This window comes from Pinirhizobacter sp., from assembly GCF_036499745.1.
Classification (GTDB): Bacteria; Pseudomonadota; Gammaproteobacteria; order Xanthomonadales; family Rhodanobacteraceae; genus Pinirhizobacter.
Window position 1 is genome coordinate 189,253 of record NZ_DASYDG010000010.1, and the last position, 25,412, is coordinate 214,664.

Here is a 25,412-nt window from a genome sequence, read left to right on the forward strand (position 1 = left end):
TGCCCTGGGGCAAACGTCCCGCTACCGCACAGCAACGTGCGGCCGGCTCGCCGCAGCGGTCATGGATCGGCGCGCTCGGCACCATGGATTCGTAAGAAACGATCACCACGCCATTGTGCCGCAGAGTTGCGCTCTTGAAAATGAAGGCGGCCCGGCGTGGATGGTCGCAAGCTGACCCTCCTACGCTTTAAAGCCACCTGTCTATGTGGATATCGACGACAACCACGCTGGCTTTATCGCTATTTCCCCTCCCATGCTAATAGCGAAACATAGGTGACCCGGCCTGCAAGCCGAATATCTTATCGCCGCGCGCATGGATAGCCCTATGCTTCATGAATACCCTGGTGATTCCGTCACCGTTTCGCCCTGCTATTTTCAGGCCGACCCTTGGCGTATCCGCCCGGCACACAGCCCGGTCTCGCTATCGTCCCGGGACATCGGCCTGCTGGTACGCGAAGCGCTGATGTCTTCCCGCGACGGCAAAACATACGGCTGCAAGTCGGTGCTGGCGCCTCATGCCAACGAATTGCCATTGCTCATCACGGACAATGCGCCACCGTGGCCAATCAGCAACGAACGGCTCAATTGGAAACTGAGCACGCTGATTGCCGTGAACCAAAAACATGGCGCGGTGAAGATCGTGGGCTCAAACGCCTATAACCGCTACGCTCAGCGACCCCGCTCACAATCGACGCTCCTGGTGTTCGACAAATTGAGCATGCGCCCCCTATGCATCATGGACGGCACGGATATCTCGGCGGCGCGTACCGGGGCATACGCATCCATTGTCGCCGATACCTACCGCGCCGGTGTCGATGGACTACGCGTTTTCGTATTCGGCACCGGTGCAGTTGCCGCCCGGGCAATTGCCGATCTCATGGCGCATTGCGGTGATCGGCTTGACCGCATCTACGTGAAGGCGCTTACCGATCGAAGTGTCGCCACACTGGTAGACGCGTTCTCCGAAGCCTCCTGTCCCGTCGTCGCCGGCTATCGGGAAAACCTTGCAACCTGCCACCTCATCATTACCGCCACCAATGCGGCAACCCCAGTGTTTCAGGCCGACGATGTGTCCGGCGACGCTGTCGTGCTGCACCTTGGCGGCGATGAAACGGCGCCGGCGGTGATTCGCGAAACGCTCGCCCTGGGAACGGCCACGTGTGACGACGTCGCGGCGGTAGCCTCGCGTGGCTCGCAAAGCCTGGCTTTGTACTTTTCCCGTCAGGGCCTTTCGTTGAATGAGGAAAAGGCTAAGTACGGCATCGCCAATTTCTATCCGCATATGCCGTTGCCCGCACACACCGCGACATCACGCTGCCTGGTCACTTGTGTAGGACTGGCCGCACTGGACCTGCGACTTGCCGAACGCATCCACGACATATGCCACGACGGAGGGAACAAAGTGGCGCCTTTATGAGTGCGCCACCTGACCATGCCCTCGCCTCCTTGAGCGTGCCGACATACCGCAGGCTCTGGCTCGCAACGGTGGCTGCCCACACCGGCTATTGGGCACAGGCCGTGGCAGTGGCATGGTGGCTTGTCGAACAGAAGTGCGGGCCGCAGGTTGTTGCCCTTGCACACTTCTCATCATCCTTACCCGTATTGCTGCTGTCCTATGCCAGCGGATGGCTGATCGATCGTTTCGACTACCTGCAAGTCCAGCGCCTGTCGCAAGGCTGGATCCTGGTCACCAGCGTGGCCATGATCATCTTGATGTGCCTGGACTCAACCAGCCCATATACGCTCTTGCTGCTGACAAGCCTCATGGGTGCGGGCGTCGCGCTACGCAATCCAGCCTGGCAGGCCAGCATCGGACAAATAGTGTCGCTGCGGCACCTCTCATCTGCCACTGTGCTCAGCAGCGTCGGATTCAATCTGGCCCGTACCTTAGGCCCGCTGATTGCGGGCCTGCTTATCTCCGCGTGGGGGGTCTGGTCAGCCCTCTTCTATAACGCAATCACCGCCTTCGTTCTTTTCATCACCCTTCAATGGCCTCCCGCCTATCAACCTGCGGCGGCGCCCAGGACAGCAGCCATCGTCGCGCCGATCAGCCCGAATGCCCGACGCTGGCTCGGTCGCCTCTGTTTGCGTGCGATCGGCATTGGTCTGCCTACCAGCGCCCTGCTTGTACTTTTGCCCGTCGTCGCGTCCTCGGAGGAACGGGGTCCGACCATGTATGCGTGGTTGCTGGGAGCCTTTGGCGGTGGCGGATTCGTCGCCGCACTGATTCGGCCACGCCTGGTCAAGGCGCTTGGTCCGGACCGCCTCCTGAACATCTTCTCTGGCGTTTTTGCTGCCTGCCTGCTGCTTGTGGCCTGGCAGCCGCAAGGACATCTACTTGGCTCTGTGGCAGCAGCCGGCGCTGCATGGCTGATCCTTTTTTCGACGTTGAACGTCGCTGTCCACAGTCATTCCGCAGCGTCCTGCCGGGGGCGTGCCCTGGCCGCCTATATGACGAGCGCATTCGGAGGCATGGCTGCGGGCGGCTTGCTTTGGGGATGGCTCGCTGAAGAGTTCGATTGCAACACGGCCCTGGCGATGGGGGCTGCGGCTCTGCTCTGCGGCCTTGCATGCTATCGGCCTCGCGTTTGCCAGGGGACAGAAGGATAGATCACGTCATGACCCGGCAACTACAGAGCCACGGCGTGGGAATGGTCCCTGTCAAATCTCCGTTGACCGGGCCATGTGCCGTTTTCCTTTACTCGGTCAGCTGTCTGCTTGCTTGGGTATACCAGTCGATGTGACGGGTGAGATACATCAGAAGCGCCACCACCGCCAACAGGACAACGGCGCCGATCAACAACGCGTATTGTTCGGCCCCGATGAGTCCGTAGAGCACCGCGTAAAGCAGAGCCAGCACGGCTCCCAACGTCCAGCCGGCACGACGAGCGCGTAACACCGCCGAGGCGTAGCCGGCAATGATGCCCACGACCGTGAGGGCTGCCATCAGGTAGGCCAGCGCAAAGCCGAACTGCTCAGATAGCGCCAGCAGCAATATATAGAACACCACCATAGCCGCGCCTACCAGCAAATACTGCACGGGGTGTACGCGAAGGCGCTGCAGCACTTCGTACAGGAAGAACACCACGAAGGTCATCGCGATGAACAGCAGCGCATATTTGCCGGCGCGATCGTTCTGCTGGTATACGCTACCCGGTTGGAACAACTCCACGCCGAATGCGGAGGCATTCATGCGAGCGTCCACATGGGTGTCGCTGTCGTTCCAATGCTGACCGTAGTCGCGGTTGAGATCCAGTACGCGCCACTGGGCCTGGAAGCTACGGTCGTCGACGCGCCGGGTCACAGGTAAGGCCGCACCAACAAAACTCGGGTCGGGCCATGGAGCCTTGATGTCGACGGTACCGGTACGCGCCGTCGGCAGGAACTGCAGCGAGCTCGTTCCGGCAAGCTTGATCCGCACGGTGAAATCGATCGATTGCCCTGCCAGCGCTTCCAGGTCAAGCGGAACGGACACCACCGGAAGGCCGCCTGCATGGGCAGTGGAGGACACAAAGCGATACGGTTTGCCGTTCACGCGCACATCCCCAACATCTCGCAGCCCTTGCAAGTCCGCCACGGGAAGTTGCAGCTCAGCCTTGGCACCTAGCCACGTGCGACCGCTCGCCTGTCGGAACGATGAGATGTCAGCTGCATCCACGTGCCCGACGAAGGTGACATCGGCGACGTATACCGGCACTTCATACATGCCGTAGCGCCGGCGCTCGACGTTCATCGTCGCGGAGGTCGCCATCCGGTCAGCCAGCACGAACTCGGTGCTGCGCGTGGTCACCGGTCGCCGGTTGTCGTCCAGCACGGTCTGCTCAGCCGGTATCGCCAGCATCAACCCACCGAGCACCTGGCGGCCTCCCCACCCCTTCGCGACATTGGCCGCCGCTTGCGCGTTGAGGTCTTTCCGCTCGCCCACCATCGACTGGATCGAAGCGAGCGGGATCAACATCAGGAGCGCAAGCGCACCCACGCCAAGTACCTTGGCGGTTATCGAATGCATCCAGGCTGGCATGGTGAACCCCTCGCGCTTGTCGGGCTTGCATCACACCAGCCCGCGCGGGCCTGGTGCGGCCGCGGCATGGCTAAGTTCGGGCGGTGGCGGGCGTATTCGCGGCCGCGTCGTCGTGCATGGAGAAAAAAGCTTGCACGTCCGCCAGTTCGCGCGTTCGCGGCATGGGCGGCAGGCTGGCCAGGAACAGGCGGCCGTAGCCCTTGGTCACCAGGCGCGGGTCGCACAACATCAACACGCCGCGGTCGTGCACGTCGCGGATCAGGCGACCGGCGCCCTGCTTCAGGGCAATGGCGGCGGTGGGCACCTGCCAGCCCATGAACGGGCTGATACCGGTTTGTTCCAGGGCGTCCAGTCGCGCCTGCAGCACGGGGTCGTCGGGATTGGCGAAGGGAAGCTTGTCGATCACCACCACGCTCAACGCATCGCCCGCCACGTCCACGCCTTCCCAGAAGCTCGCCGCGCCCAGCAGCACGCCGTGACCGCTGTGGCGGAAGTCTTCCAGCAGGCGATGGCGCGGTGCGGTGCCTTGCACGAACAGCGGCCATGGCACGCGGCCGGCGAGCAATTCCGCCGCGCGACGCAGCGCGCGATGCGAAGTGAACAGCAGGAACGCGCGGCCGTTTGAGGCTTTCAGTACCGGCAGCACGGCATCGATGACGCGATCGGTATGATCGCGTGCTCCAGGATCAGGCACGTTGGCCGGCAAGTAACAAAGCGCCTGCGTTGCGTAATCGAACGGGCTTTCCAGGCTTATCGCATGCGGATCATCGATACCAAGCTGTCGGGCGAAGTGCTGGAAATCACCGGCCACCGACAACGTGGCGGAGGTGAATATCCACGCGGCATGGGTAGCCTCGCGCATGGCCCGCAAGGGCGGGGCGAGATCCAGCGGCGTGGCGTGGAAAGCAAAGCCTCGCGGATAGAGTTCGTACCAGCGGACGTCGGCGTCGCCTCCGCCTTCGACGATGCGGTCCAGCTTCACCAGCATGGCCTGGGTGCGCTCGAAGGTATTGGCAAGGCCGCGCGAGCGCTCGGCCTGTCCGCCAAGTAAGTCCTCGAGCGACGCCATGACCTCGCGCAATTCCTCGAGCGCCGCGCGGATGGTTTCATCGCCATCCAGAGCGGCGAAGGCGCCACGCGTGGGCAACGCATCCATCGCCAGGCGCAGGCGCCTGACCACAGCCTGCAATGCTTCGACCGGTTCGAGCAACAAACCCATGGCCCCGGTCACGCCATTGCATTCGGCAAGCACGTCGCCAGCAAGGTCGGTGAGCTGCCGGGCACTGATGCTCTGCGAGAAGAACTGGCCGGCAAGTTCCGGTACCTGGTGCGCTTCGTCCAGGATGAATGCCTGTGCACCGGGAAGGATCTCGCCGAAGCCCTCCTGCCGCAACGACAGATCGGCAAACAGCAGATGGTGGTTCACCACCACTACGTCGGCCTCTTGCGCTTCGCGTCGTGCGCGCACCACATGGCAACTGTCGAAGAAGGAGCACTCGCTGCCCAGGCAGTTCTCCGGTGTCGACGTGACGCGTGGCCAGAGGGACGATTCCTCGGGTACCTCCGCCAGCTCCATGCGGTCACCAGCGCGCGTACGCGCCGACCAGGCGCGAATAGCGGCCAGCTGCGTGGATTCCTCGCGACTGGCAAGCATGCCTTCGCGTATTGTCTGGTCCAGCCGGTGCAGGCAAAGGTAGTTGGCGCGGCCCTTCAGCAACGCTGTTTTCAGGCGCGCGCCCAGCACGCCGCGAACACGCGGAAGGTCGCGGAAGAACAACTGGTCCTGCAGCGCCTTGGTGCCGGTGGATACGATCACCCGCTGGCCGGACAGCAGCGCCGGCACCAGGTAGGCAAAGGTCTTGCCCGTGCCCGTACCCGCCTCGGCGATCAGGGTATCGGCGTGGGCGATGGCGTCCTGCACGGCGGCCGCCATCGCCTGCTGTGCGGCGCGGGGCAGGAAACCCGGGATCTCCCGGGCAAAGGGGCCATCCGCACCTAGTAGCGCGGCGGCATCGTGATCGGTCATGGCCGCTATTGTAAACGTCAGGGGCGGTGCGCGATCGTGCGCGCCAGCTCAGCCAGCACGGGGCGGTCGGCCGGTGCGAGGTCAGCCGGGTCCGCATCGGCCGGCCGTACCCATCGCAAGGCCTGGCCTTCGAGCGACCGGGGCTCACCGTCCCAGGTAGTCACGGTGAACACGTCCAGCAGCAGCGATTTGCCGTCGTAATCCCACGGCAATTGCATGAGCGCCGTGGCACCGCCGATGACGATGCCCAGTTCCTCGGCCAGTTCACGCGCCAGTCCCTGCCGGGCATCCTCGCCCGACTCGAGCTTGCCCCCGGGGAATTCCCACATTAGCGCCAGGTGCTTGCCCGGCGGCCGCTGGGCAAGCAGGACCCGGCCGGCGGCGTCGATGAGCGCGCCGGCGGCCACGTGGATCATGCGCGGATATATTCGACCATGTCGAAGGAATGGGCATGCGTGGCATCGGCGGCGTGGTGCACGCGCGAGATCTCCGTCCACTGCTTGAACTCGACCCCTGGGAAGAAGGTGTCGCAGCCCTCGATGGCGGTATAGACCCAGGTCAGGTACAGGCGCTGTGCCATCGGCAGGGCTTCGCGGTAGATCTCACCACCACCGATCACCGTGATGCCGGTGCCGCCGGCCGTGGCCCTGGCCTCGGCGATCGAACGCACGGTTACCTGTCCCGGGAACGGCGCGTTGTGGCGGCGCGTCAGCACCATGTTGTGGCGGTCCGGCAGGGCCTTGCCGATCGCCAGGGCCGTCTTGTGCCCCATCACCACATACTTGCCCAAGGTGAGGTGCTTGAAGTGGGCGAGGTCCACCGGCAGGTGCCAGGGCATCTGCCCATGCTTGCCGATGGCGAAATTCTCGTCCAGCGCGGCGATGATCGATACGGCCATGGGTGTCCTTGTAAACCGGTTGACGACTCACCGGCCTTCCCATGGGGGACGGTCGGCCATCAAATCTTGCTTATGGTAGTGCCTGTCACGTAGCGCGCCAATCGAACGAGCGTTCGATCACACGGCCACCGGCGCCTTGATGGCCGGGTGAGGGTCGTAGCCAACGATGCCGATGTCATCGTAAGTAAAATCGAAGACGGATTTAACGTCGGGATTGAGCACCAGCTTCGGCAGCGGCCGCGGCTCGCGCCGGAGTTGTTCGCGGGCCTGATCGACGTGGTTGGCATAGAGGTGGGCATCGCCCAGGGTATGGATGAACTCACCCGGAGCCAGCCCGGTTTCGTGGGCGATCAGGTGCGTAAGCAGCGCGTAACTGGCGATATTGAACGGCACGCCGAGGAAAATGTCGCCCGAACGCTGGTAGAGCTGGCATGAGAGACGGCCGTTGGCCACATAGAACTGGAACATGGTGTGGCACGGCATGAGCGCCATCTTAGGCAGCTCGCCCACGTTCCAGGCCGAAACGATCAGCCGGCGTGAATCGGGATTGCGCCGGATCTCATCGATCACCCAGCTGATCTGGTCCACCACCTTGCCGTCGGCGGTGGGCCATGCCCGCCATTGCCGTCCGTACACGGGTCCCAGGTCGCCGTTTGTGTCGGCCCATTCGTCCCAGATGCGGACGCCGTGTTCCTTCAGGTAGCCGATGTTGGTATCGCCCTTCAGGAACCAGATCAGTTCGTGGACGATCGACTTCAGGTGCAACTTCTTGGTGGTGACCAGCGGGAAGCCGCGGGCCAGGTCGAAGCGCATCTGCCAGCCGAACACACTGCGCGTGCCGGTGCCGGTGCGGTCGGGTTTTTCCGCACCGTGGTCCAGGACGTGACGCAGGAGGTCGAGGTAGGCGTGCATGTGATCCAAGCCTACGCCGCCGGTGTGGCGAGGGGCAAGGTCGGCGCGCGGCGGGAGAGTGCCAGGCAGATCACACCGAACACCAGCAATGGGATCGACAGGATCTGGCCCATGGTCAGCCAGCCGAAGGCCAGGTAACCCAGCTGCGCGTCGGGCAGCCGGAAGAACTCCACGAAGATACGGAAGCAGCCGTAAAGCAGGGCGAACATCCCCGCCACCGCATAGCGCGGCCGCGGCTTCATCGAGTAGATCCACAGCACGGCGAACATCACCACGCCTTCGAGCGCGAATTCATAAAGCTGCGAGGGATGGCGCGGCAAGGCATCGGGCGCGTTGGGAAACACCATCGCCCAGGCCACGTCGGTGGGTTTGCCCCACAGCTCGCCGTTGATGAAATTGCCCAGCCGGCCCAGGCCCAGGCCGATCGGTACCAGCGGGGCGATGAAATCCACCGTGTCGAAGAAATGCAGGCCATGCCGGCGGGACCACCACCAGTTCGCCGCTGCCACGCCCAGCAAGCCGCCGTGGAAACTCATGCCGCCGTCCCAGATGCGCACCAGCGCCAGGGGGTCGTGCCAGATCCAGTTGATCGGCGTGTAAAACAGCATGTAGCCGACGCGGCCGCCGATCACCACACCCATCATGGCGTAGAAGATGAGGTCGCTATAGGCATCGCGGGACACCGGGAAACGGCCCTTCAGGCGGCGGTATTCACCGGCCAGCCAGCCGCCGAGGAACCCGCCCAGGTACATCAGCCCGTACCAGTGGATGGCCAGCGGCCCGACCTGGAAGGCCACCGGGTTGAAGTTGACGACGAAAGGAGCTGCCATGGCGGTCCGCGGGACGGGAAGACCGCTGATTGTACCGTCCATGCGGTGCCTGGCGGAGTACTGGCGTCCCTCCGCCGCCTCGCTATACTCGCCAAAGGGACCGGCCGCCAGGGGGCAGCCACCCATAAAGGGGAACCAATCGATGCAAAGCCGAATCGTGCGTGCCGCCGTGGCCGCGCTGTGTCTGTGTGTATCGGCCGCGGCCGTCGCCGCTGACCTGATCCCCGTCGAGGATTTCACCCGACGGCCCTCGCTGTCCGACCCGGCACTGTCGCCCGACGGCAAATACCTCGCCGTAGCCATGCATGACCCCTCTGGCGACCAGCACGCGCTGGTGATCTATCACGTCGAGGACATGACCACGCCGGCCAGCGTCCTGCGCATGCCCAAGTACCTCGTGCCAAAGGACATCACCTGGGTCAGCAACACGCGGCTGGTGCTTGGGCAAGCCAAGCTGATGGGCTCGATCGACAAGCCCTCGCTCACCGGCGAGATCATCGCCACCGATGTCGATGGCAAGCACCAGGACTACCTCTTCGGTTACGACATCGCCAGCCACAGCAGCACACGTGGCACCGACATGGGCTGGGGTTTCATCGAGGGCACACCGCAAAAACTCAACGGCCGGTTCTTCATGCGCGCTTATCTGTACCAGCGTGACGAATTGAGCCAGCTCTACGACATCGATTCGCACGGAAATGGCGGCCGCCACCAGATCGCCGAGATCGGCATCGGCGACATGAACTTCACCCTCGACGATGAAGGCAATGCCCGCTATGCCTTCGGCACGTCGGAGGATTTCAAGTCGGTCATCTACCGCAAGGACGGCAGCGGCTGGACAAAGCTCGACGGCAACACGGTGGGCGAGGTGTTTGCGCCCATCACCATGTCGGCCGATGGCAAGGATCTGCTGGCGTTTCACAGCGCAGACGGCAGGCCATCGCAACTGGTCGAACAGGATGCCACAGGCAACCAGCGAGTCCTGGCCAAGGACGACTTCTCCTCTGTATCGGATGTGGAATGGACCCCAAAACCCGCGCGTCCGTTCGGCGTGTGGACGCTCACCGGCCGGCCACACTTGATCTATACAGATCCGACCAACACGTACGCGCGCCTGCACCTGGCGCTTGCGGCCAAGTTCCCCGATCTGAACCTGCAGTTCATCAACTTCAGCGACGACGGCAAGCAGCTGCTGTTTTCCACCTCCAGCGACCGCGACCCGGGCAGTTACTTCCTGATCGACCTGACGACATACAAGGTCCGCAGGCTGTTCGACGGCGCCCCATGGATCGATCCGAAGAAGATGGCCGAACGCCGGCCCATCCGTTTCAAGGCCAGTGACGGCATGGAGCTGGAAGGCTACCTGACGTTGCCGCCGGGCCGCAGCGAGGCAAACCTGCCAATGGTACTGATCCCGCATGGCGGCCCTTTCGATGTCCGTGACGACTGGACCTTCGACGACGACGCCCAATTCCTGGCCAGTCGTGGCTACCTGGTGCTCCAGGTGAATTTCCGCGGATCGAGCGGACGGGGCAAGCGCTTCATTACCGATGGCTACCTCAAGTGGGGCACGCGCATCCAGCAAGACCTCGTCGATGGCGTGAAGTGGGCCATTTCGCAGAACTACGCCGATCCCGCTCGCGTATGCGTGTTCGGGGCAAGCTTCGGCGGTTACTCCGCCCTGATGGCGCCGATCCGCTCGCCCGGAACCTTCAAGTGCGCGATCGGCTACGCCGGTGTCTACGATCTGGCCATGATGTTCGACAAGGGCGACACCCACACCTCGGTGCGCGGCCGTACGTTCCTGGAACAGACCATGGGCAAGGACGCGGCGGAACTGGCGGCCAATTCGCCGGACAAGCTTGCGTCCCAGATCGACGTACCGGTTTTCCTCGTCCACGGAGAGGATGACCAGCGCGCCCCCTTCGCCCAGGCCAAGGCAATGCGCGCGGCCCTGGATGCGGCCCACAAACCTTATGAGTGGCTGGCCGTATCGGGCGAAGGCCATGGCTTCTACAAGCCTGAGAACAATGTCGCGCTCTACAACCGCATCCAGGCCTTCCTGGAGAAATACATCGGTGCGGGAGCCCCGGCAAAATAGTGCCGCCGACCTGCGCAAGTTGTTGAAAGGCGGCCTCCAAGGCCGCCTTTTTTCTTCCTGTCTGGGCGACGGAAACGTTTACTGAACTTAAGTTCCCGATTCGCAAGAATAAATTCCCTTGTGGTTGAATCGTGAAAACGCACGGGTTATTTTCTCGTTAGGCCGAGCGCGGGCGTGGGCTACGCGGCCGGGGTTTCCCCACCCTCAAAGCCCATGAAGCGAAGCGCCACTCCCGAAGTGGCGTGTTGTTCCCAACGTACCGCCCGGCGCATCCCCCAACGGCGCGCGGGCGCAAAGAGGTTTACCAGTACATGAATAGCATCACCCTCCGGACGCGCCTGCGCGCGTCCCAGCGGACTGCGCTCGCCTCCGCCGTGGCCGCCTGCCTGTTTGCCGGCGCTGCCTTCGCCCAGAGCACCGTCGGTGACATCTACGGCACCGCCACTGCCAACCAGACCGTGCAGGTTCAGAACCTTGGCTCCGGCCAGGTGCGCCAGGTTGCCGTGGGCTCCGACGGACGCTACCGCGCCGCGTCACTGCCGATCGGCCAGTACCGCGTGAACGTGCAGCAGGGCGGCGCGACCGTCGCCACGCGCGACATCAACGTGGTTGCCGGTCAGTCGTCGCAGGTGAATTTCGCCGCCGCCGATGGCACCGGCGCTGGTGCCGCCACCGCCCAGTCGCTCGACGCGGTGACGGTGTCGGCCAGCGCACTGTCCGCCATCGATGTGGCCACGGTGGAGCAGCGCACCACGTTTAGCGCATCGCAGCTCAACAAACTGCCGGTGCCGCGCAACATCGTGGATGTGGCGGCGCTCACCCCCGGCACCATCAAGGGCGACAGCACGTTCGGCAACCTGCCCTCGTTCGGCGGCGCTTCGGTGGCCGAGAACAGCTACTACATCAACGGCTTCAACGTCACCAACCTGTACAACAATCTTTCCTTCAGCGAAGTGCCCTACCAGGCCATCGACCAGCTGGATGTACAGACCGGCGGTTATGGCGCGCAGTACGGCTTCTCCACCGGCGGCGTGACTTCGGTGATCACCAAGCGCGGCACCAATGAATGGAAGGGCGGCGTGTCGGTGGTTTCCTCGCCCAACTGGGCGCGCGAGAACGAAGACACCACCTACCTGCGCAACGGCAACCTGTACCGCAGCTACAAGAACAACTCCACCAACGACAATGTGTATTCCGGCTGGATCGGTGGCCCGCTGATCAAGGACAAGCTGTTCCTGTTCGGCATTTTCTCTGCCGAAGAGCAGCACACCACGCAGTACCCCAATGCCACTTCCACGGCGGGTGCCACGCGCAATACGTTCAACGACCCGACGTATTTGATCAAGCTGGACTGGAACATCAACGATTCGAACATCCTCGAATACACGCGGATGAACAACACCAAGCACACCACGAACGATTACTACTCGTCGGTGTACGCTGACAACGGCCAGCCCTACACCACCGATTACCGCGGTCGCCAGTACGTCAAGACCGGCGGTAACCTGGATGTGTTCAAGTACACCAGCTACCTCACCGACGACCTCACCCTGTCGGCGCAGTGGGGCAAGATGAAGAGCCTGAACTCTTCCGAGTACACAGCTCCGGACGGCACCAAAACGCGCTACAACGGCGACATCAACTCGCCCAACAACGGCTGCCCGTACGTGATCGACGGCCGTGACAGTGTGGTGGCCGGCGCCGCCCCGTATAGTTCGTGCTACACCTCCAGCACCATCGGCATCTACAACGGCCACGACCAGCGCACTGCCTGGCGCATTGACCTGGACTGGAAGCTCGGCGACCACGACATCTCCGGGGGCTTCAGCCGCGAGCGCTGGACCTCCGATGCCGGCGAGGCCTACGCCGGTGGCGTGCTGTGGTACTACGCCACCGACGCTGAAGGTAAGGACTACGTCAGCCAGTACAACTACCGCACCGGCGGCTCGGTGGCCATCGTGCAGAAGTCGGCGTTCCTGCAGGACAACTGGCAGGTCAACGACAAGCTTCTGGCCTACATCGGCATCCGCAGCGACGCCTTCAACAACTTCAACGGCGCGGGCGAATCGTTCGTCAAGCAGGACCACATCTGGCAGCCGCGCCTGGGCTTCTCCTACGACGTGTTCGGCGATTCCAGCACCAAGCTTTACGGTTCGGCGGGCCGCTACTCGTTGCCGATCGCGGCCAACGTGGCCCTGCGCGCAGCGACGTCGTCGTACTACACGATCCAGGACTTCAACTACTCAAGCGTCAACCCGACCACCGGCGTTCCGGTGCTGGGTTCTGCCATCGGTGGCCCGGTGATCGTCAACGGCGAGAACGGCAGCACGCCGGATCCGAAGTCGGTGGCCACCAAGGACCTCAAGCCCTACTCGCAGGATGAATACATCCTGGGCCTGCAGCACCGCGTGGCCAGCGATACGGACTTCTGGAACGACTGGGTGGTGGGCGTGAAGGCCACCTACCGCAAGCTCAACAATGCCATCGACGACACCTGCGACTGGCGCCCGTTCTACGCCTATGGCAAGTCCATCGGCCTGGACATGGATGCCAACGGCGATGAGTTCACGCCGCCGTCGTCGATGCCCGGTTGCTACATCTACAACCCGGGTTCGAAGCTCACCATCAATGCCGACCTCGATGGTTCCGGCGTGCTGCGCCAGGTCACCATCCCCGGCAATCAGCTGGGGCCGAAGGCCAAGCGCAGCTACCAGGCGGTAACCCTGTCGGCGGAGAAGGCCACCGACAAGTGGTACGTCAATGCCTCGTACACCTGGTCGAAGAATTACGGCAACACCGAGGGTCTGGTGAAGTCGGACAACGGCCAGGACGACACCGGCACCACGTCGGCGTTCGACTACCCGGAACTCATGATCGGTTCGAACGGCTACCTGCCCAACGACCGCCGCCACTCGATCAAGGCCTACGGTGCGTGGAAGTTCACGCCGGAATGGTCGGTGGGCATGAACCTGCTGGTGCAGTCGGGTCGTCCTGAAAACTGCTTCGGCGGTGGCGACGGCGTGCCGTACGGCATCCCCAGCTACCAGTCGGAGTTCTTCTACTGCGAAGGCCAGGTCGCTACCCGCGGCAAGGCCGGCCGCACGCCGTGGAACTGGACCCTGAGCCCGAACGTGGTGTGGACCCCGGCTTTCGCCAAGGGCCTGACCCTGCAGCTTGACGCGATCAACGTGCTCAACAACTCCAAGCCCACCGCGGTGAACGAGATCGGCGAGCGCGACGACCAGACGTTCTACGACACCAAGTACCACATCCCCACCTACTACCAGACCCCGCGCTACTTCCGCCTAATGGCGCAGTACGACTTCAGTCTGTAAGCGAAGAGCGACATAGCGTCACGACGAGCCGCCCCGGAAACGGGGCGGCTTTTCTTATGTCCGAAACGGTTGGACTGGAGCGAAGCTAGAGTCCACGTGGCGACGTTTCGCCATTCAATGCGTCCGGTCGCTTTAGACCAAGGAGGTGACGTGGGTCTTCTACGCGTGCCACGAAATGGCGCGGTTGTTCTGTGTATGTTTCCTGGCGAGTTTGTCCCGCCCGAAATGGTCAAGACCCGCCCCGTGGTCGTTGTTAGTCCACGCATTCCTGGTAGGGACGAGCTCGTCTCGATCATCGCGTTGAGTACTACGGCCCCTGAGCCGCGACAAGCGCATCATTGCGAAATTCCAATGAGTGCCATGCCAAAGTCACTACAAGCCAACGAACGAAAAGTGTGGGCAAAATGCGACATGATCTACACGTTCAGGCTATCTCGACTTTGACAGGTTCAAAGCCGGAAAAGAGCGCGCGACAGGCAAGCGTCTATATGAGATTGGCCAGCTCGAACAACGGCATCTGGATATGATTCGTGAGTGCACGGCCGTTGCCCTCGGCATTCGCACGTTGCGGACAGGCACATAAAAAAAACAACGGCCCCACCGAAGTGGGGCCGAGGATAAAGAATCGGCCGGGCTTGTAATCGCCAATGGTCGATCCTGCTGCCGTTACTACCTTGCGGCCTAGCGGCAGGCTCACCGTCCGGCATTAGCCGGAAAACGTCCCTATTTTTGAGCGCGTGGCAACTACTGTCAACAACATTGGCGCCATCTAGCAAAACCCTTACAAGAATCGAGGGATAAGGATGAGTGCCCAACTCACCACCACCAGCATCAGCAACACAAACACCGCCGCCGAACCCATGTCTTTGGCGCGCCCTGCAAGCTCGTGGAATTCCGGACTGACCTTGTCCACCACCGCCTCGATCGCCGAGTTGAGCAGCTCCGCCGACAGCACCAGGGCGGGTGCCAGGATCAGCAGGATTTTCTCAACCGGGCCGTTGCCCAGCCAAAGGCCCAGCGGTACCGCCACCACGGCGAGGTAGACCTCCAGGCGGAAGGATGCCTCGTGGCGGAAGGCGGCGCGGAAGCCCTTCATCGACCAAAGGAAGGCCGCCCATATCTGGCGGGGGCCGCGAGGCTGGTCGGTCGCCATGGAATCCTGTCGAGCAGTGGAAAGCGCCACATGATGCCAGATCGGGCCGCCACTACCGATTGCGTCAATTTGTCGCAAGAAAGCGCTAGAGGCCGTCAAGCCGAAACGGCTTTTACTTCAAATAGTTATGTTGCATCGCGACACACTTTCATGAATCCGCCCTCGCCTTTCGCAAAGCGCCCACATGAGGGTTATATCGGGTACGCTTCGGGGAATATCCCGCTCCAACACGGAAAATACGCATGCCGACCACGCTGCCGCCGGTCTCCCAGACCCGATCCTTCAGCACCGTTTTCCTCATTGAGATGTGGGAGCGCTTCGGCTTCTACGGCATGCAGGTGCTGATGGTCACCTACATGGTGAAGAAGCTGGGCTTCGGCGACAGCAGTTCCAACCTGATCTGGGGCGCCGCGGCCGCGCTGATCTATGCAACGCCTGCGCTCGGTGGGGTGATCGGCGACAAACTGCTGGGAACGCGCCGCACGATGCTGGTCGGTGCGGTCACCCTGGCCTTCGGTTATGCGCTGCTGTGGATTCCCACTGACAACGCGATGTTCCTGTACGTGTCACTCGGCGTGATCGTGGTAGGCAACGGCTTCTTCAAGCCCAACGCCGGCAACCTGGTGCGCAAGATCTACGAAGGCGATGAGGTGCGCATCGATAGCGCCTTCACCATCTACTACATGGCGGTGAACGTCGGCTCCACGGTGTCGATGCTGCTTACGCCCTGGATCCGCGACTATGTCGGCGAACACTATGGTGATTCGCTGGGCTGGCATACCGCCTTCGGCGTCTGCTCGATCGGCCTGCTGCTGGGCCTGGGTAATTACATGCTGATGCATCGCACGCTGTCGCATATCGGCTCACCGCAGGACGAGAAGCCGGTGAGCCTGCGCAACGCGTCGTATGTGCTGGCGGCGGCGCTGCTTACCGTAGCGGTCTCGGCTTTCATCCTGCAAAGCGAAGCGGTGGCTCGCGCGTGCGTGTATGGCGCTGGTGTGGTGATCCTGAGCATCTTCATCCACCTGATCCGCTCGAGCGAACGCAGCGAACGCTCGGGCCTGTCAGCGGCGCTGGTGCTGACCATCCAGACGATTTTCTTCTTCATCTTCTACCAGCAGATGTCGACCTCGCTGAACCTCTTCGCCCAGCGCAATGTCGACCTGTCGTTCGACCTGTTCGGCTTCCACCTGATGACCTGGATTCCCGAGCAGTTCCAGTCGCTCAATGCGATCTGGATCGTGATCTTGAGCCCCGTGCTGGTGTTCGTCTATAACTACTTCGGCGCGAAGGGCAAGGATTTCTCCGTGGCGTCGAAGTTCGCCCTGGGCTTCCTTGCCGTGGCGGCGGGTTTCTTCATGTACGGCGTGGGCAGCCATACCGCGGTGGACGCGAAGATCTCGTCCTGGTTCATGGTGTGGGGCTACGGGCTTTATTCCCTGGGCGAGTTGCTGGTGAGCGGCCTGGGCCTTGCCATGATCGCCCGCTACGTGCCCGCGCGCATGGGCGGCTTCATGATGGGCGCCTACTATGTGGCCGTGGGCGTGTCGCAGTACCTGGGGAGCGTGGTGGCCAACTTTGCCGCCATCCCGTCGAACATTACCGATCCGCACCAGTCGCTGCCGATCTACACGGCATTGTTCAACAAGCTCGGCTTCGTCGGCCTGGGTTGCACGGTGATCGCCCTGGCGGTGCTGCCGATGATGAAGAAGCTCTCCGCCACCCATGCATTGAGCCAGCAACACACGCCCTTGCCGGCAGTCCATAGCGAGGAATAACCCTCCGGCGGCTTATCATGTGTCCATGAGCCCTGCCCGCGTTATAGCCCTGCAACGCACCGGCCCGTTCGCCCTGGCGCGGACGCTGGCCTGGTTGCGCCTGTGCGCCATTGCCGGGCAAAGCATGGCGGTATTGGTCTGCGCCCTGGTGATGGGCCTGGATATTCCCCTGCTGCCCCTGCTGCTGGGGGTGGGCATGCTGGCGGTCTTCGCGGTGATGGCAGCATGGCGGCTTACCCAGCCCTGGCCGATGCGCGAATGGGAAACCGTGGTGCACATCGCCGCCGACACACTCGTGCTGGGGTACCTGCTGTATTTCACCGGCGGCGCCAGCAACCCCTTCGTTACCCTGCTGCTGGTGCCCATTGCGCTGTCGGCAGCGGCCTTGAGCATCCGTGGCGTGCTGGCCGTGTCCGGGCTTGCCGGATTCGCCTATCTGCTGCTGGCGCGCTATTACTTACCGCTACCTGGCACCATGGGCGGCCGATTCAGCGACTTCCACCTGCATGTGGCGGGCATGGGGGTGAATTTCATCATCATGGCGCTGCTCCTGGGTTTCTTCATCAACACGCTCGCCCGCGCGGTGCGTGCGCAACAGATGGAAGTGCAGCGCGTGCGCGAACGGGCCCTGCGCGATGAAGGCATCCTGGCCATCGCCACCCAGGCCGCCGGCGCGGCGCATGAACTCAATACCCCTCTTTCGACCATGCGCACCTTGCTGCCGGAATTGCGCCGCGAGCGCGCCACCGACGCCCCCTTGAACGAAGACCTCGCGCTGCTGCAAGACCAGGTGGAACGCTGCCGCATGATCCTTCGCGAGATGGTGGCCTTCGGGCAGACCCAGCTGTCACAGGAACCGGAGCGGCAAACCGTGGACGCCTTCGTGCATGGTTGCCTGGAACGGTTCCAGTTGCTGCGGCCGGAAGCCGAGGTTGAGCTTGGCCTGGGCAATTCCGTGGGCCAGCTTCGGCTACGCGCGCCCCCTGCCCTGCGCCATGCACTGATGAACCTGCTCAATAACGCCGCCGACGCCTCTGCCGTGCACAGCAAGAATGTGGTGGGCCTGGAAGTGCATCGCGATGGCGCCATGCTTGAATGGGTCGTGATGGACCACGGACCGGGCTTCGCCAGCGACGAGGACTTCGCCACCCGGATCGGCGGTTCGCAAAAACAGACCGGCCTTGGCATCGGCCTGGCGCTGGCCGAGGCAACGGCTGAGCGACTGTCCGGTGAACTCATCGCCACCAATAGCGAACACGGCGCCGAGATGCGCCTGCGCCTTCCCCTTGCCGTGATTGGAGATGCCTCATGAACCAGCTGCCGGGTGCGCCCGCTCCGCTCCTGATCGTCGACGATGATCCGACGTTTTCGCGCGTGCTTGCCCGGGCACTGGCCTCCCGGGGTTTCGAGGTACTCACCGCCGACAACGCCACCGAGGCCCGTGCGCTGGCCCGCCGACACCAGCCGCGCTACTGCGTGCTGGATCTCAAACTGGGCGACGAGAACGGGCTGAAGCTGATCCCGGAACTACAGGCGCTGGTACCTGAGATCCGCGTGCTGTTGCTCACCGGCTATGCCTCGATCGCCACCGCGGTGGAGGCGATCAAGCGCGGTGCCCACGATTACCTGGCCAAGCCCGTCGATGCCGATGCCGTGGTGCGGGCCCTGCTGGACGATGACGGCGGCGCCGGCGACGACGAACTGATCGATGCTCCCGACGCCCCGCTGCCCCTCCGTCGCCTGGAATGGGAGCACATCCAGCGCGTGCTCACCGAATGCGATGGCAACATCTCCGAGACAGCGCGGCGGCTGGGCATGCACCGGCGCACCTTGCAGCGCAAGCTCGGCAAGCATCCGGTGCGCGAACGGCCCGACGAGGGCTGATCGTCGGGCTCAGGATACCGGTTGGGGATTGGGAAACCGCACGCTGGCGATGCGCTCGGTGCCGGGCAGCGAACGCAGCTCGATCGGCCACTGGAAACGGTCCGACAACCGCCGCGCGATGGCCATGTCGAAACCATGGGTATCGACCGCGTTTTCGCGCGACGACTCGGCCACATGGTTGGCCACGCTGATCACGCCGGGCATCACCGTGACCACCACCTTGCCCTGCTCGGTCTGCTGAAGCGCATGGCGCAACAGCTGGTTGATCATCACCGCGAACACCCGCGGCGAACCATGCAGGGCGAAGCTGGAAGGTTCATCCAGCACGATCTGCACGTCGCGACCGATCACCTGCTGGGCTGCCGATTCCACTTCCTTGCGCAGCACGCCGTTGACCACGAAGTCTTCCTCGGGAAGGCCCTTGTCGGACTCGCGCGACAGCACCAGGAAGGCCTCCACCAGCGCCTCGAGTTCACGGGAGGAGCGGCGGATGCGGTCGAGAGAACGCATACCGAAGCTGGAGAGATTGGTTTCCTCTGCCAGCATGTCGGCGGACATCTTGATCACTGTCAACGGGCTACGCAGCTCATGGCTGGCATCACGGGTGAAATTTCGCTCGCGTTCGCCGAAGCCGCGCAGGCGCACGGCGAAGGTGTGCAGCCCCTTGGCGATCGACGCCACCCCGGCATCGGTGCGGGGCGATAGCCGTGAGGGCTGCAGCGTTTCGACATCGGTACTTTCATCGTCCCAGGCGTCCATCACCCGGGCAAGCGTCTCGATCGGTATCCATGCACGGCTGACAGCCATCCATGCGAGCACGCTGGTGGCAAGGATGATGGCAATCACCGCCACCACCGGTGCAACGTTGTTCACGGCCATGACGGTGGCGATGATCACCACCACCATCTGCAGGGCGAAGACGACCGTCATCCGGCGCCGGAAGGCTCCGGCGCGTCCGTGCGATCCAACCTGGCTGCCGGCCATGTCGTTCTGCCGCGACACCTCAGGCCGTTTGCTGGGACGCGGTTGCGACCTCGGCATCCAGATCGGCCAGGCGATAGCCCGCGGAATGAATCGTATGCAGCAGCGCGCGGTCGAATGGTTTGTCGATCACACGGCGCAGGTTGTACAGATGCGAACGCAGGGTGTCGGAGTCCGGAAGCGTATCGCCCCAGATTTCACGTTCGATGTCGCGGCGGCTCACCACCCGCGGCGATTCGCGCATCAGGATCGCCAGCAGCTTAAGGCCGATCGGCGAAACGGTGAGTTCCTGCCCGGCGCGGGTCAGGCGCAAGGTGGCGGTGTCGAGCGTCATGTCGCCCACGTTGAGCACCTCGGAGGACACCTGGCGGCGATCGCGGCGGATCAGCGCGCGCAGGCGGGCTTCGAGTTCGCGCACTTCGAACGGCTTGACCAGGTAGTCGTCGGCGCCAGCCTCCAGGCCGATGAGTTTGTCTTCCAGGGTGTCGCGGGCGGTCAACATCAACACCGGGGTGGACTTCTTGCCGTCCTTGCGCAGCTTGCGGCACAGATCCAGGCCGTCCATGCCCGGGAGCATCAGGTCGAGCACGATCACGTCATAACTGTTGGAGACGGCGAGGTGCAGGCCGCTGACCCCATCGGCGGCATAGTCCACCGAATAGCCACGCCGCTCGAGGAATTCGCCGACCATCTCGGCGATGCCGCGGTTGTCCTCCACCAGCAGGATCAGGCCGCTCTGTTCGTCATGTGCACTCATCAACGGTCTCCGGGTTCGCTTCACATTTGTGAAAAGGTAGCGGCCGCGCCGGTGATGCGGGCGTGAACGGCGGCTCGGGCGATTTAACGCGGGTTAGGAATCCCCTTGGCCGGGCATTAACGCAGCAAAGGTCTCAAAGCCGCGTCAACGTTGTCTGCCACGCGCGGTTCACCTTCTGCGGTGGGGTGCAGGCCGTCGTCCTGCATCAGTTCGGGGCGGGTGGCGACGCCGTCCAGGAGGAACGGCACCAGGGCCAGGTGCTGCGTATCGGCCAGGCCCTTGTAGGCCGCGCGCAGGCCATCCCGATACTGCGGCCCGTAGTTCACCGGAAGCTCGATGCCCAGCAGCAGCACCTTGGCGCCAGCCTGCCGGGATGCCTGCGCCATGGCGGCGAGGTTGGCCTTGAGCGGCTCCAGTGGCAGGCCCCGCAGGCCATCGTTGGCGCCGAGCTCAATCACCACCACCGCCGGCTGGTATTTGGCCAGCAGCGAGGGTAGCCGGTTGCGACCGCTCAGCGACGTTTCGCCGCTGATACTGGCATTGACGAGGGACCAGCCCGGCACCATGTCTGAATAACGCGCCTGAAGCAGGCTCACCCATCCCTTCTCGATCGGGATGTTGTGCGCGGCGGAAAGTGAATCACCCAGCACCAGGATGGTTCGCGGCGCTGCGGCGTGTGCCGGCCCCATCGCCAAAGCGACCACCAGCAAGATAACCCCGAGGCAACGACGCATGAGTGATTCCCGGCCGGTATTGGAAGCGATCGATGTTAGCAAGTACGTCCAGGGCCCCGATGGGCGCCTGGACATCCTGAACCGGGTACATCTTTCCATTCCCGCCGGTGAAAGTTTCGCCATCGTCGGCGCCTCGGGTTCGGGCAAGACCACCCTGCTTGGGCTGTTGGCGGGCCTTGACACCGCCAGCGGCGGCAGCATCCACCTGGACGGCCACGAACTTGGCTCGCTGGACGAAGAACGCCGCGCGGCGGTGCGTCGCCGCCTGGTCGGCTTCGTGTTCCAGTCGTTTCACCTGCTGCCGGCCCTCACGGCCGAAGAAAACGTCATGCTGCCGCTGGAACTGGAAGGCGACGACGATGCCCGCAGCCGTGCCCGTACGGCGCTGGCCAACGTCGGCCTGGCCGAGCGGCGGCGCCACTACCCCGCGCAGCTCTCCGGTGGCGAGCAGCAACGCGTGGCGCTGGCCCGGGCGTTCGTCCATGGGCCCCGTCTGCTCTTCGCCGACGAACCCACCGGCAACCTCGACCAGAAAACCGGCCAGCAGGTGGGCGATTTGCTGTTCGCCCTGAACCGCGAACACGCCACCACCCTGGTGCTGGTCACCCATGATGCGCGCCTTGCCGCACGCTGCGCCCGCAGCGCCGAACTCATCGGTGGCCGCCTGGGCGTGGCGGCATGAAGATCCTCACCCTCGCCCTGCGCACCCTGCGCCGCGAGTGGCACCTGCCTGAACTACGCACACTGGCGGCCTCCCTGGTACTGGCGGTGGTGGCGCTAGGGGTGGTGGCCACGCTTGCCACGCGCATTGAACGGGGCCTGCTGGCCAACGCGGCGGAACTGATCGGCGGTGACGTCGGCATCTCGGCGCCGAACGAGCTTCCGGCCGCCTTTGCCGACGAGGCCCGCAAGGATGGCCTGGCGGTGTTGCACAGCGCCAGCTTCCCCTCCGTCGCCTTCGTCGACCAGCGTAGCCAGCTGCTGGACGTATTGGCGGCCGACCAGGGGTATCCGCTTCGCGGCACGCTGGAACTGGGCGACGCCAACGGCCGGCCACTCACCGGCCGTGCACCTGCCGCGGGCCAGCTCTATCTCGATCATCGCGCCCTGGTGGCGTTGGGGGTGAAACCCGGTCAGCGCATCCAACTGGGCGGCCGCGACCTCACCATCGCCGCCGAACTCGTGCGCCAGCCCGACGGTGGCGAACTGTTTGCGCTGGCGCCACGGGCGATGATGAGCCTGGCCGACGCCCAGGCGGCAGGTCTGCTGGGTACCGGTAGCCGGGCCCAGCACCGCCTGCTGCTCGCCGGTGACCCGCGCGATGTGGCGGCCTGGCGCCGCTGGGCGGAGAGCCAGACGCTTCCCACCGGCGCGCAGATGATCACGCCGGAGCAAACGCAAGAACGCATGCGCGTGGCCTTCGACCGCGCCAGCGCCTTCATGCGGCTGACGGCGCTGCTTTCCGCCCTGCTTTCTGGCGTGGCCATCGCACTGGCCGCTCAGCGCTATGCGCGGCGCAAGGTGAATGAAGTGGCGTTGCTGCGTGCCCTGGGCACGCCGCGTCGCCGCGTGGTGGCGCTGCTGTCCACCACACTGGCGCTGCTTGCCATCCCGGCGAGTCTGATAGGTACGGGTATTGCGCTTGGCCTGGCCGCGCTGGCCTGGCACTTTGCAGGTTCCATGGTGGGCAACATCCCCACCGTGTTGCCGCTGGGGCCCGCCTTCGTGGCTGGTGGCCTTGGCCTTGCCGTACTTGCCGGTTTCGCGCTGCCGCCGTTGGTGCGACTGGCTGAAGTGCCGCCCGTGGCGGTGTTCCGCGAAAGCCTGGCACGGCGCCGTCGCCGCTTCGATTGGCTGTATCTGGTACCGCTGGCGGTGGCGGTGGCCCTGTTGTGGACGCAGAGCGGCTCGGCGCGGCTGGCCGGCATCCTGGCTGCCAGCCTTGCCGGCGTCGCCGTCATCTCGGCGCTGCTGGCCGCCTTGCTGCTATGGCTGGCGCGACGCGTGGCGCCCGGCGTTCACCCGGCGCTGCGCCTGGGCCTGGGCGCCCTGGCGCGACGCCGCGGCTTGTCGCTCGTGCAGGCTACGGCGCTGTCGCTTGGCCTGACCGCGCTGCTTTTGCTGGCCGTCGTGGCGCCGTCGCTGCTGGAAGGCTGGCGACGTGAGTTGCCGGCAAATACACCCAACTGGTTTGCCCTGAACCTGCAGGAAGACCAGCGCGACGCCTTTGCAAAAGCCCTGGCCGATATCGGAGGCGACCAGCTCAACATGTTGCCGCTGGCCGTGGGCAAGCTCACCGCGATCAACGGCGTACCCATCGACCAGCTACCGTTGAAAGACGAACGCGCAAAAGAATCGGCCGACCGCCAGTTGCGGCTTTCCTGGAGCGATGCGCTGCCACCGTCCAACCAGGTGGTGGCAGGGTCCTGGCCCGGCGCGCAGGCCACCACGGCCGAAGTATCGGTCGATGAAAGCTGGCGGGACATGTACCAGCTGAAGATCGGTGACCGCATGAGCTTTGCGATCGGCGAGGCGACCATCGATGCGAAGGTGGGCAGCGTGCGCAAGGTCGACTGGAGTTCCTTCCGCGTCAACTTCTTCCTGCTGCTCGATCCCGCCCACGCCGCCGACCTGCCGCATACGTGGCTGGCGAGCTTCCACGTGGCGCGCGGCCATGCCGATGCGCTGGCGAAGCTGTCGCGCGACTACGCCAACCTCAGCCTGATCGATGTCGATTCCCTGCTCGACCGCGTGCGCGAGATCGTCGATCGCGTGGGGTCGGCGGTGCGCTGGGTGCTGGGTTTCAGCCTGGGCGCCGGCGCGCTGGTGCTGGCGGCGGCCATGGCGGCGAGCGCGCAGGAACGCCGGCATGAAGCTGCCTTGCTGCGAACGCTGGGAGCGCATCGCTCGCAGCTTCGCCTGGCGGCGGCCTGCGAGTTCGCCATGCTGGGCCTGGTGGCGGGGCTCACCGCGGCACTGGGCGCCGGTGGCGCGGGATGGTGGCTTGGCCGCACCGTCTTCCATATCGATGGCTTCATCCCGCCACTGATGCCGTTGGCGGCGGCCTCCGCGGCAGCTGGTGTGGTGGTGATGCTGATCGGCCTTGCGGGAACGCGGCGCGTCACGCGCACGTCCCCGCTGGCCTTGCTGCGCGGGACTTAGGATCAGTCGCGCGAGGGCACGTCGACCTTGCCGCTGACACCGGCATAGTCGACATCACCGCTGCCCTTCGAGTGCACGGTGAAATTACCCTTGATGCTGCGGGCGGTGATGTCGCCCGAGCCGATGGAATCGACCTCGACATTGGCGCCGATATCACCGAATTCCAAATCGCCGGAGCCTACGCTACCCACCTTTACCGTGCCGCGGACGTCGTGCATCTTCGCATCGCCCGAGCCGATGCCCTGCAGCTGGACGCTGCCGACGCGATCGATTGTCAGGTCGCCTGAACCTGAGCTCGCGCTCACGGCGCCTGCGATGTCGCTGATATTGAAGTCCCCGGAACCGGTGCTGGCCTCCAGTGCCGCCACGTGCCGGACCTCGGCATCGCCGGAGCCCGATTCAAGACGCACCGGAATATTCCCGGGCATCGTCACGTTCACCTTCAGGTACGCGTAGAAACCACCCCAGCCGCCATTGACCGAGCCGTGGTCGGCGCCAAGGGTGATCACCAGGGTGCTGCCCTCGCGACGCTGCTGCACGGTAAGCGGATCCAGGCCCGCCTGGCTCGACGCACAGGCCGTGCCGCGCAAAGCCAGCGCAGCGCCACTTCCGCTGCCGTCGAGCTTAAGGTCATGGCTACGGGTCACCACGCGAACCAGGCTGACACCGGCAAGGTTGGCATCAAGGTTGCGCTGCGCCGAATGTGCGCAGGGCATCTCGGCGCGGGCGCCGAAGGGGAGCACCGCCAGGGCGATGCAAAGCAGGATGATCTTGCGCATGTCTTGGCTCCGATGCCGGCGATAAGGTCGAAGGTATCGATGCCGGCGGCGGGCAAAAGGT

At 64.0% G+C, this 25,412-nt stretch carries 21 protein-coding genes; 10 read left to right on the forward strand and 11 right to left on the reverse strand.

Annotation, left to right across the window (positions count from 1 at the left end):
- Window positions 1–325 precede the first annotated feature (325 nt).
- Window positions 326–1,417 carry a hypothetical protein gene (locus VGM61_RS03845; RefSeq protein ID WP_331521403.1) on the forward strand — a complete coding sequence of 364 codons (1,092 nt, stop codon included), beginning with the start codon at window positions 326–328 and terminating at the stop codon, window positions 1,415–1,417.
- Entirely contained in the window at window positions 1,414–2,610 is a 1,197-nt protein-coding gene (locus VGM61_RS03850) for an MFS transporter (protein WP_331521404.1), read from the forward strand. Before VGM61_RS03845 ends, VGM61_RS03850 begins: the two co-directional genes overlap by 4 nt.
- An 88-nt stretch (window positions 2,611–2,698) precedes the next feature.
- Here the strand turns inward: VGM61_RS03850 and creD are convergent, their stop codons facing one another.
- The 6 genes from creD to lgt all read right to left on the reverse strand — a co-directional run bounded on the left by creD (window position 2,699) and on the right by lgt (window position 8,687).
- Window positions 2,699–4,021: a cell envelope integrity protein CreD gene (creD, locus tag VGM61_RS03855; protein ID WP_331521405.1), complete on the reverse strand. Its 1,323-nt coding sequence runs from the start codon at window positions 4,019–4,021 to the stop codon at window positions 2,699–2,701.
- A gap of 70 nt (window positions 4,022–4,091) precedes the next feature.
- Window positions 4,092–6,047 carry an ATP-dependent DNA helicase gene (locus tag VGM61_RS03860; RefSeq protein WP_331521406.1) on the reverse strand — a complete coding sequence of 652 codons (1,956 nt, stop codon included), beginning with the start codon at window positions 6,045–6,047 and terminating at the stop codon, window positions 4,092–4,094.
- Between the two features lie 17 nt (window positions 6,048–6,064).
- The gene (locus VGM61_RS03865) at window positions 6,065–6,463 is read right to left on the reverse strand and encodes a (deoxy)nucleoside triphosphate pyrophosphohydrolase (protein WP_331521408.1); all 399 of its coding nucleotides are present in this window, start codon (window positions 6,461–6,463) and stop codon (window positions 6,065–6,067) included.
- Window positions 6,460–6,945, reverse strand: coding sequence for a dihydrofolate reductase (locus VGM61_RS03870; RefSeq protein WP_331521409.1), 486 nt, complete (start codon window positions 6,943–6,945; stop codon window positions 6,460–6,462). Before VGM61_RS03870 ends, VGM61_RS03865 begins: the two co-directional genes overlap by 4 nt.
- Before the next feature lie 117 nt (window positions 6,946–7,062).
- Window positions 7,063–7,857, reverse strand: a complete 795-nt coding sequence (locus tag VGM61_RS03875) for a thymidylate synthase (protein WP_331521410.1) — start codon at window positions 7,855–7,857, stop codon at window positions 7,063–7,065.
- Between the two features lie 11 nt (window positions 7,858–7,868).
- Window positions 7,869–8,687, reverse strand: a complete 819-nt coding sequence (gene lgt, locus VGM61_RS03880; protein WP_331521411.1) for a prolipoprotein diacylglyceryl transferase — start codon at window positions 8,685–8,687, stop codon at window positions 7,869–7,871.
- Window positions 8,688–8,829: 142 nt separating this feature from the next.
- Between lgt and VGM61_RS03885 the strand changes: the two genes are divergently transcribed.
- The 3 genes from VGM61_RS03885 (at window position 8,830) to VGM61_RS19505 (ending at window position 14,567) form a co-directional block, all read left to right on the forward strand.
- Window positions 8,830–10,788 carry a S9 family peptidase gene (locus tag VGM61_RS03885; RefSeq protein WP_331521412.1) on the forward strand — a complete coding sequence of 653 codons (1,959 nt, stop codon included), beginning with the start codon at window positions 8,830–8,832 and terminating at the stop codon, window positions 10,786–10,788.
- Between the two features lie 311 nt (window positions 10,789–11,099).
- A complete protein-coding gene (locus tag VGM61_RS03890; RefSeq protein WP_331521413.1) occupies window positions 11,100–14,123 on the forward strand; it encodes a TonB-dependent receptor in 3,024 nt (1,007 codons plus the stop codon).
- A 117-nt stretch (window positions 14,124–14,240) separates the two neighbouring features.
- Entirely contained in the window at window positions 14,241–14,567 is a 327-nt protein-coding gene (locus tag VGM61_RS19505; RefSeq protein ID WP_414694795.1) for a type II toxin-antitoxin system PemK/MazF family toxin, read from the forward strand.
- A 337-nt stretch (window positions 14,568–14,904) separates the two neighbouring features.
- Here VGM61_RS19505 and VGM61_RS03895 read toward each other — a convergent pair whose 3' ends face one another.
- Complete coding sequence (locus VGM61_RS03895; RefSeq protein ID WP_331521414.1) at window positions 14,905–15,276, reverse strand: diacylglycerol kinase; 372 nt, start codon at window positions 15,274–15,276, stop codon at window positions 14,905–14,907.
- 242 nt (window positions 15,277–15,518) lie between these two features.
- Here VGM61_RS03895 and VGM61_RS03900 point away from each other — a divergent pair, with 242 nt between their 5' ends.
- The 3 genes from VGM61_RS03900 to VGM61_RS03910 are packed head-to-tail and all read left to right on the forward strand — an operon-like array spanning window position 15,519 to window position 18,938.
- Window positions 15,519–17,054, forward strand: coding sequence for an oligopeptide:H+ symporter (locus tag VGM61_RS03900; protein ID WP_331521415.1), 1,536 nt, complete (start codon window positions 15,519–15,521; stop codon window positions 17,052–17,054).
- A 25-nt stretch (window positions 17,055–17,079) separates the two neighbouring features.
- The gene (locus tag VGM61_RS03905; RefSeq protein WP_331521416.1) at window positions 17,080–18,366 is read left to right on the forward strand and encodes an ATP-binding protein; all 1,287 of its coding nucleotides are present in this window, start codon (window positions 17,080–17,082) and stop codon (window positions 18,364–18,366) included.
- Entirely contained in the window at window positions 18,363–18,938 is a 576-nt protein-coding gene (locus VGM61_RS03910) for a response regulator transcription factor (RefSeq protein WP_331521417.1), read from the forward strand. The genes VGM61_RS03905 and VGM61_RS03910 overlap by 4 nt, the downstream gene beginning before the upstream one ends.
- 9 nt (window positions 18,939–18,947) lie before the next feature.
- On the opposite strand, the gene VGM61_RS03915 is transcribed toward VGM61_RS03910, so the two are convergent.
- From VGM61_RS03915 to VGM61_RS03925, 3 genes are all read right to left on the reverse strand, one after another.
- On the reverse strand, window positions 18,948–19,868 hold the full coding sequence (locus VGM61_RS03915; protein ID WP_331521418.1) for a HAMP domain-containing sensor histidine kinase: 921 nt from the start codon (window positions 19,866–19,868) through the stop codon (window positions 18,948–18,950).
- Window positions 19,869–19,941: 73 nt separating this feature from the next.
- Window positions 19,942–20,676 carry a response regulator transcription factor gene (locus VGM61_RS03920; protein ID WP_250625179.1) on the reverse strand — a complete coding sequence of 245 codons (735 nt, stop codon included), beginning with the start codon at window positions 20,674–20,676 and terminating at the stop codon, window positions 19,942–19,944.
- Between the two features lie 116 nt (window positions 20,677–20,792).
- Window positions 20,793–21,410, reverse strand: coding sequence for an arylesterase (locus VGM61_RS03925; protein WP_331521420.1), 618 nt, complete (start codon window positions 21,408–21,410; stop codon window positions 20,793–20,795).
- Here VGM61_RS03925 and VGM61_RS03930 point away from each other — a divergent pair.
- Together VGM61_RS03930 and VGM61_RS03935 are read left to right on the forward strand one after the other, a co-directional pair.
- Window positions 21,409–22,092: an ABC transporter ATP-binding protein gene (locus tag VGM61_RS03930; RefSeq protein WP_331521421.1), complete on the forward strand. Its 684-nt coding sequence runs from the start codon at window positions 21,409–21,411 to the stop codon at window positions 22,090–22,092. The genes VGM61_RS03925 and VGM61_RS03930 overlap by 2 nt on opposite strands.
- Window positions 22,089–24,572: an ABC transporter permease gene (locus VGM61_RS03935; RefSeq protein WP_331521422.1), complete on the forward strand. Its 2,484-nt coding sequence runs from the start codon at window positions 22,089–22,091 to the stop codon at window positions 24,570–24,572. The genes VGM61_RS03930 and VGM61_RS03935 overlap by 4 nt, the downstream gene beginning before the upstream one ends.
- Before the next feature lie 2 nt (window positions 24,573–24,574).
- Here the strand turns inward: VGM61_RS03935 and VGM61_RS03940 are convergent, their stop codons facing one another.
- Complete coding sequence (locus VGM61_RS03940; protein ID WP_331521423.1) at window positions 24,575–25,351, reverse strand: DUF4097 family beta strand repeat-containing protein; 777 nt, start codon at window positions 25,349–25,351, stop codon at window positions 24,575–24,577.
- Window positions 25,352–25,412: the final 61 nt, after the last annotated feature.

Coding starts and splice junctions, on each gene's coding strand:
- VGM61_RS03920 (WP_250625179.1), bottom strand. CDS start 20,676: ATGAGTGCACATGACGAACAGAGCGGCCTGATCCTGCTGGTGGAGGAC.
- VGM61_RS03885 (WP_331521412.1), top strand. CDS start 8,830: ATGCAAAGCCGAATCGTGCGTGCCGCCGTGGCCGCGCTGTGTCTGTGT.
- VGM61_RS03935 (WP_331521422.1), top strand. CDS start 22,089: ATGAAGATCCTCACCCTCGCCCTGCGCACCCTGCGCCGCGAGTGGCAC.
- VGM61_RS19505 (WP_414694795.1), top strand. CDS start 14,241: ATGCGTCCGGTCGCTTTAGACCAAGGAGGTGACGTGGGTCTTCTACGC.
- VGM61_RS03870 (WP_331521409.1), bottom strand. CDS start 6,945: ATGGCCGTATCGATCATCGCCGCGCTGGACGAGAATTTCGCCATCGGC.
- VGM61_RS03900 (WP_331521415.1), top strand. CDS start 15,519: ATGCCGACCACGCTGCCGCCGGTCTCCCAGACCCGATCCTTCAGCACC.
- VGM61_RS03925 (WP_331521420.1), bottom strand. CDS start 21,410: ATGCGTCGTTGCCTCGGGGTTATCTTGCTGGTGGTCGCTTTGGCGATG.
- VGM61_RS03890 (WP_331521413.1), top strand. CDS start 11,100: ATGAATAGCATCACCCTCCGGACGCGCCTGCGCGCGTCCCAGCGGACT.
- VGM61_RS03895 (WP_331521414.1), bottom strand. CDS start 15,276: ATGGCGACCGACCAGCCTCGCGGCCCCCGCCAGATATGGGCGGCCTTC.
- VGM61_RS03905 (WP_331521416.1), top strand. CDS start 17,080: ATGAGCCCTGCCCGCGTTATAGCCCTGCAACGCACCGGCCCGTTCGCC.
- VGM61_RS03930 (WP_331521421.1), top strand. CDS start 21,409: ATGAGTGATTCCCGGCCGGTATTGGAAGCGATCGATGTTAGCAAGTAC.
- lgt (WP_331521411.1), bottom strand. CDS start 8,687: ATGGCAGCTCCTTTCGTCGTCAACTTCAACCCGGTGGCCTTCCAGGTC.
- creD (WP_331521405.1), bottom strand. CDS start 4,021: ATGCCAGCCTGGATGCATTCGATAACCGCCAAGGTACTTGGCGTGGGT.
- VGM61_RS03860 (WP_331521406.1), bottom strand. CDS start 6,047: ATGACCGATCACGATGCCGCCGCGCTACTAGGTGCGGATGGCCCCTTT.
- VGM61_RS03850 (WP_331521404.1), top strand. CDS start 1,414: ATGAGTGCGCCACCTGACCATGCCCTCGCCTCCTTGAGCGTGCCGACA.
- VGM61_RS03910 (WP_331521417.1), top strand. CDS start 18,363: ATGAACCAGCTGCCGGGTGCGCCCGCTCCGCTCCTGATCGTCGACGAT.
- VGM61_RS03940 (WP_331521423.1), bottom strand. CDS start 25,351: ATGCGCAAGATCATCCTGCTTTGCATCGCCCTGGCGGTGCTCCCCTTC.
- VGM61_RS03915 (WP_331521418.1), bottom strand. CDS start 19,868: ATGACGGTCGTCTTCGCCCTGCAGATGGTGGTGGTGATCATCGCCACC.
- VGM61_RS03865 (WP_331521408.1), bottom strand. CDS start 6,463: ATGATCCACGTGGCCGCCGGCGCGCTCATCGACGCCGCCGGCCGGGTC.
- VGM61_RS03875 (WP_331521410.1), bottom strand. CDS start 7,857: ATGCACGCCTACCTCGACCTCCTGCGTCACGTCCTGGACCACGGTGCG.
- VGM61_RS03845 (WP_331521403.1), top strand. CDS start 326: ATGCTTCATGAATACCCTGGTGATTCCGTCACCGTTTCGCCCTGCTAT.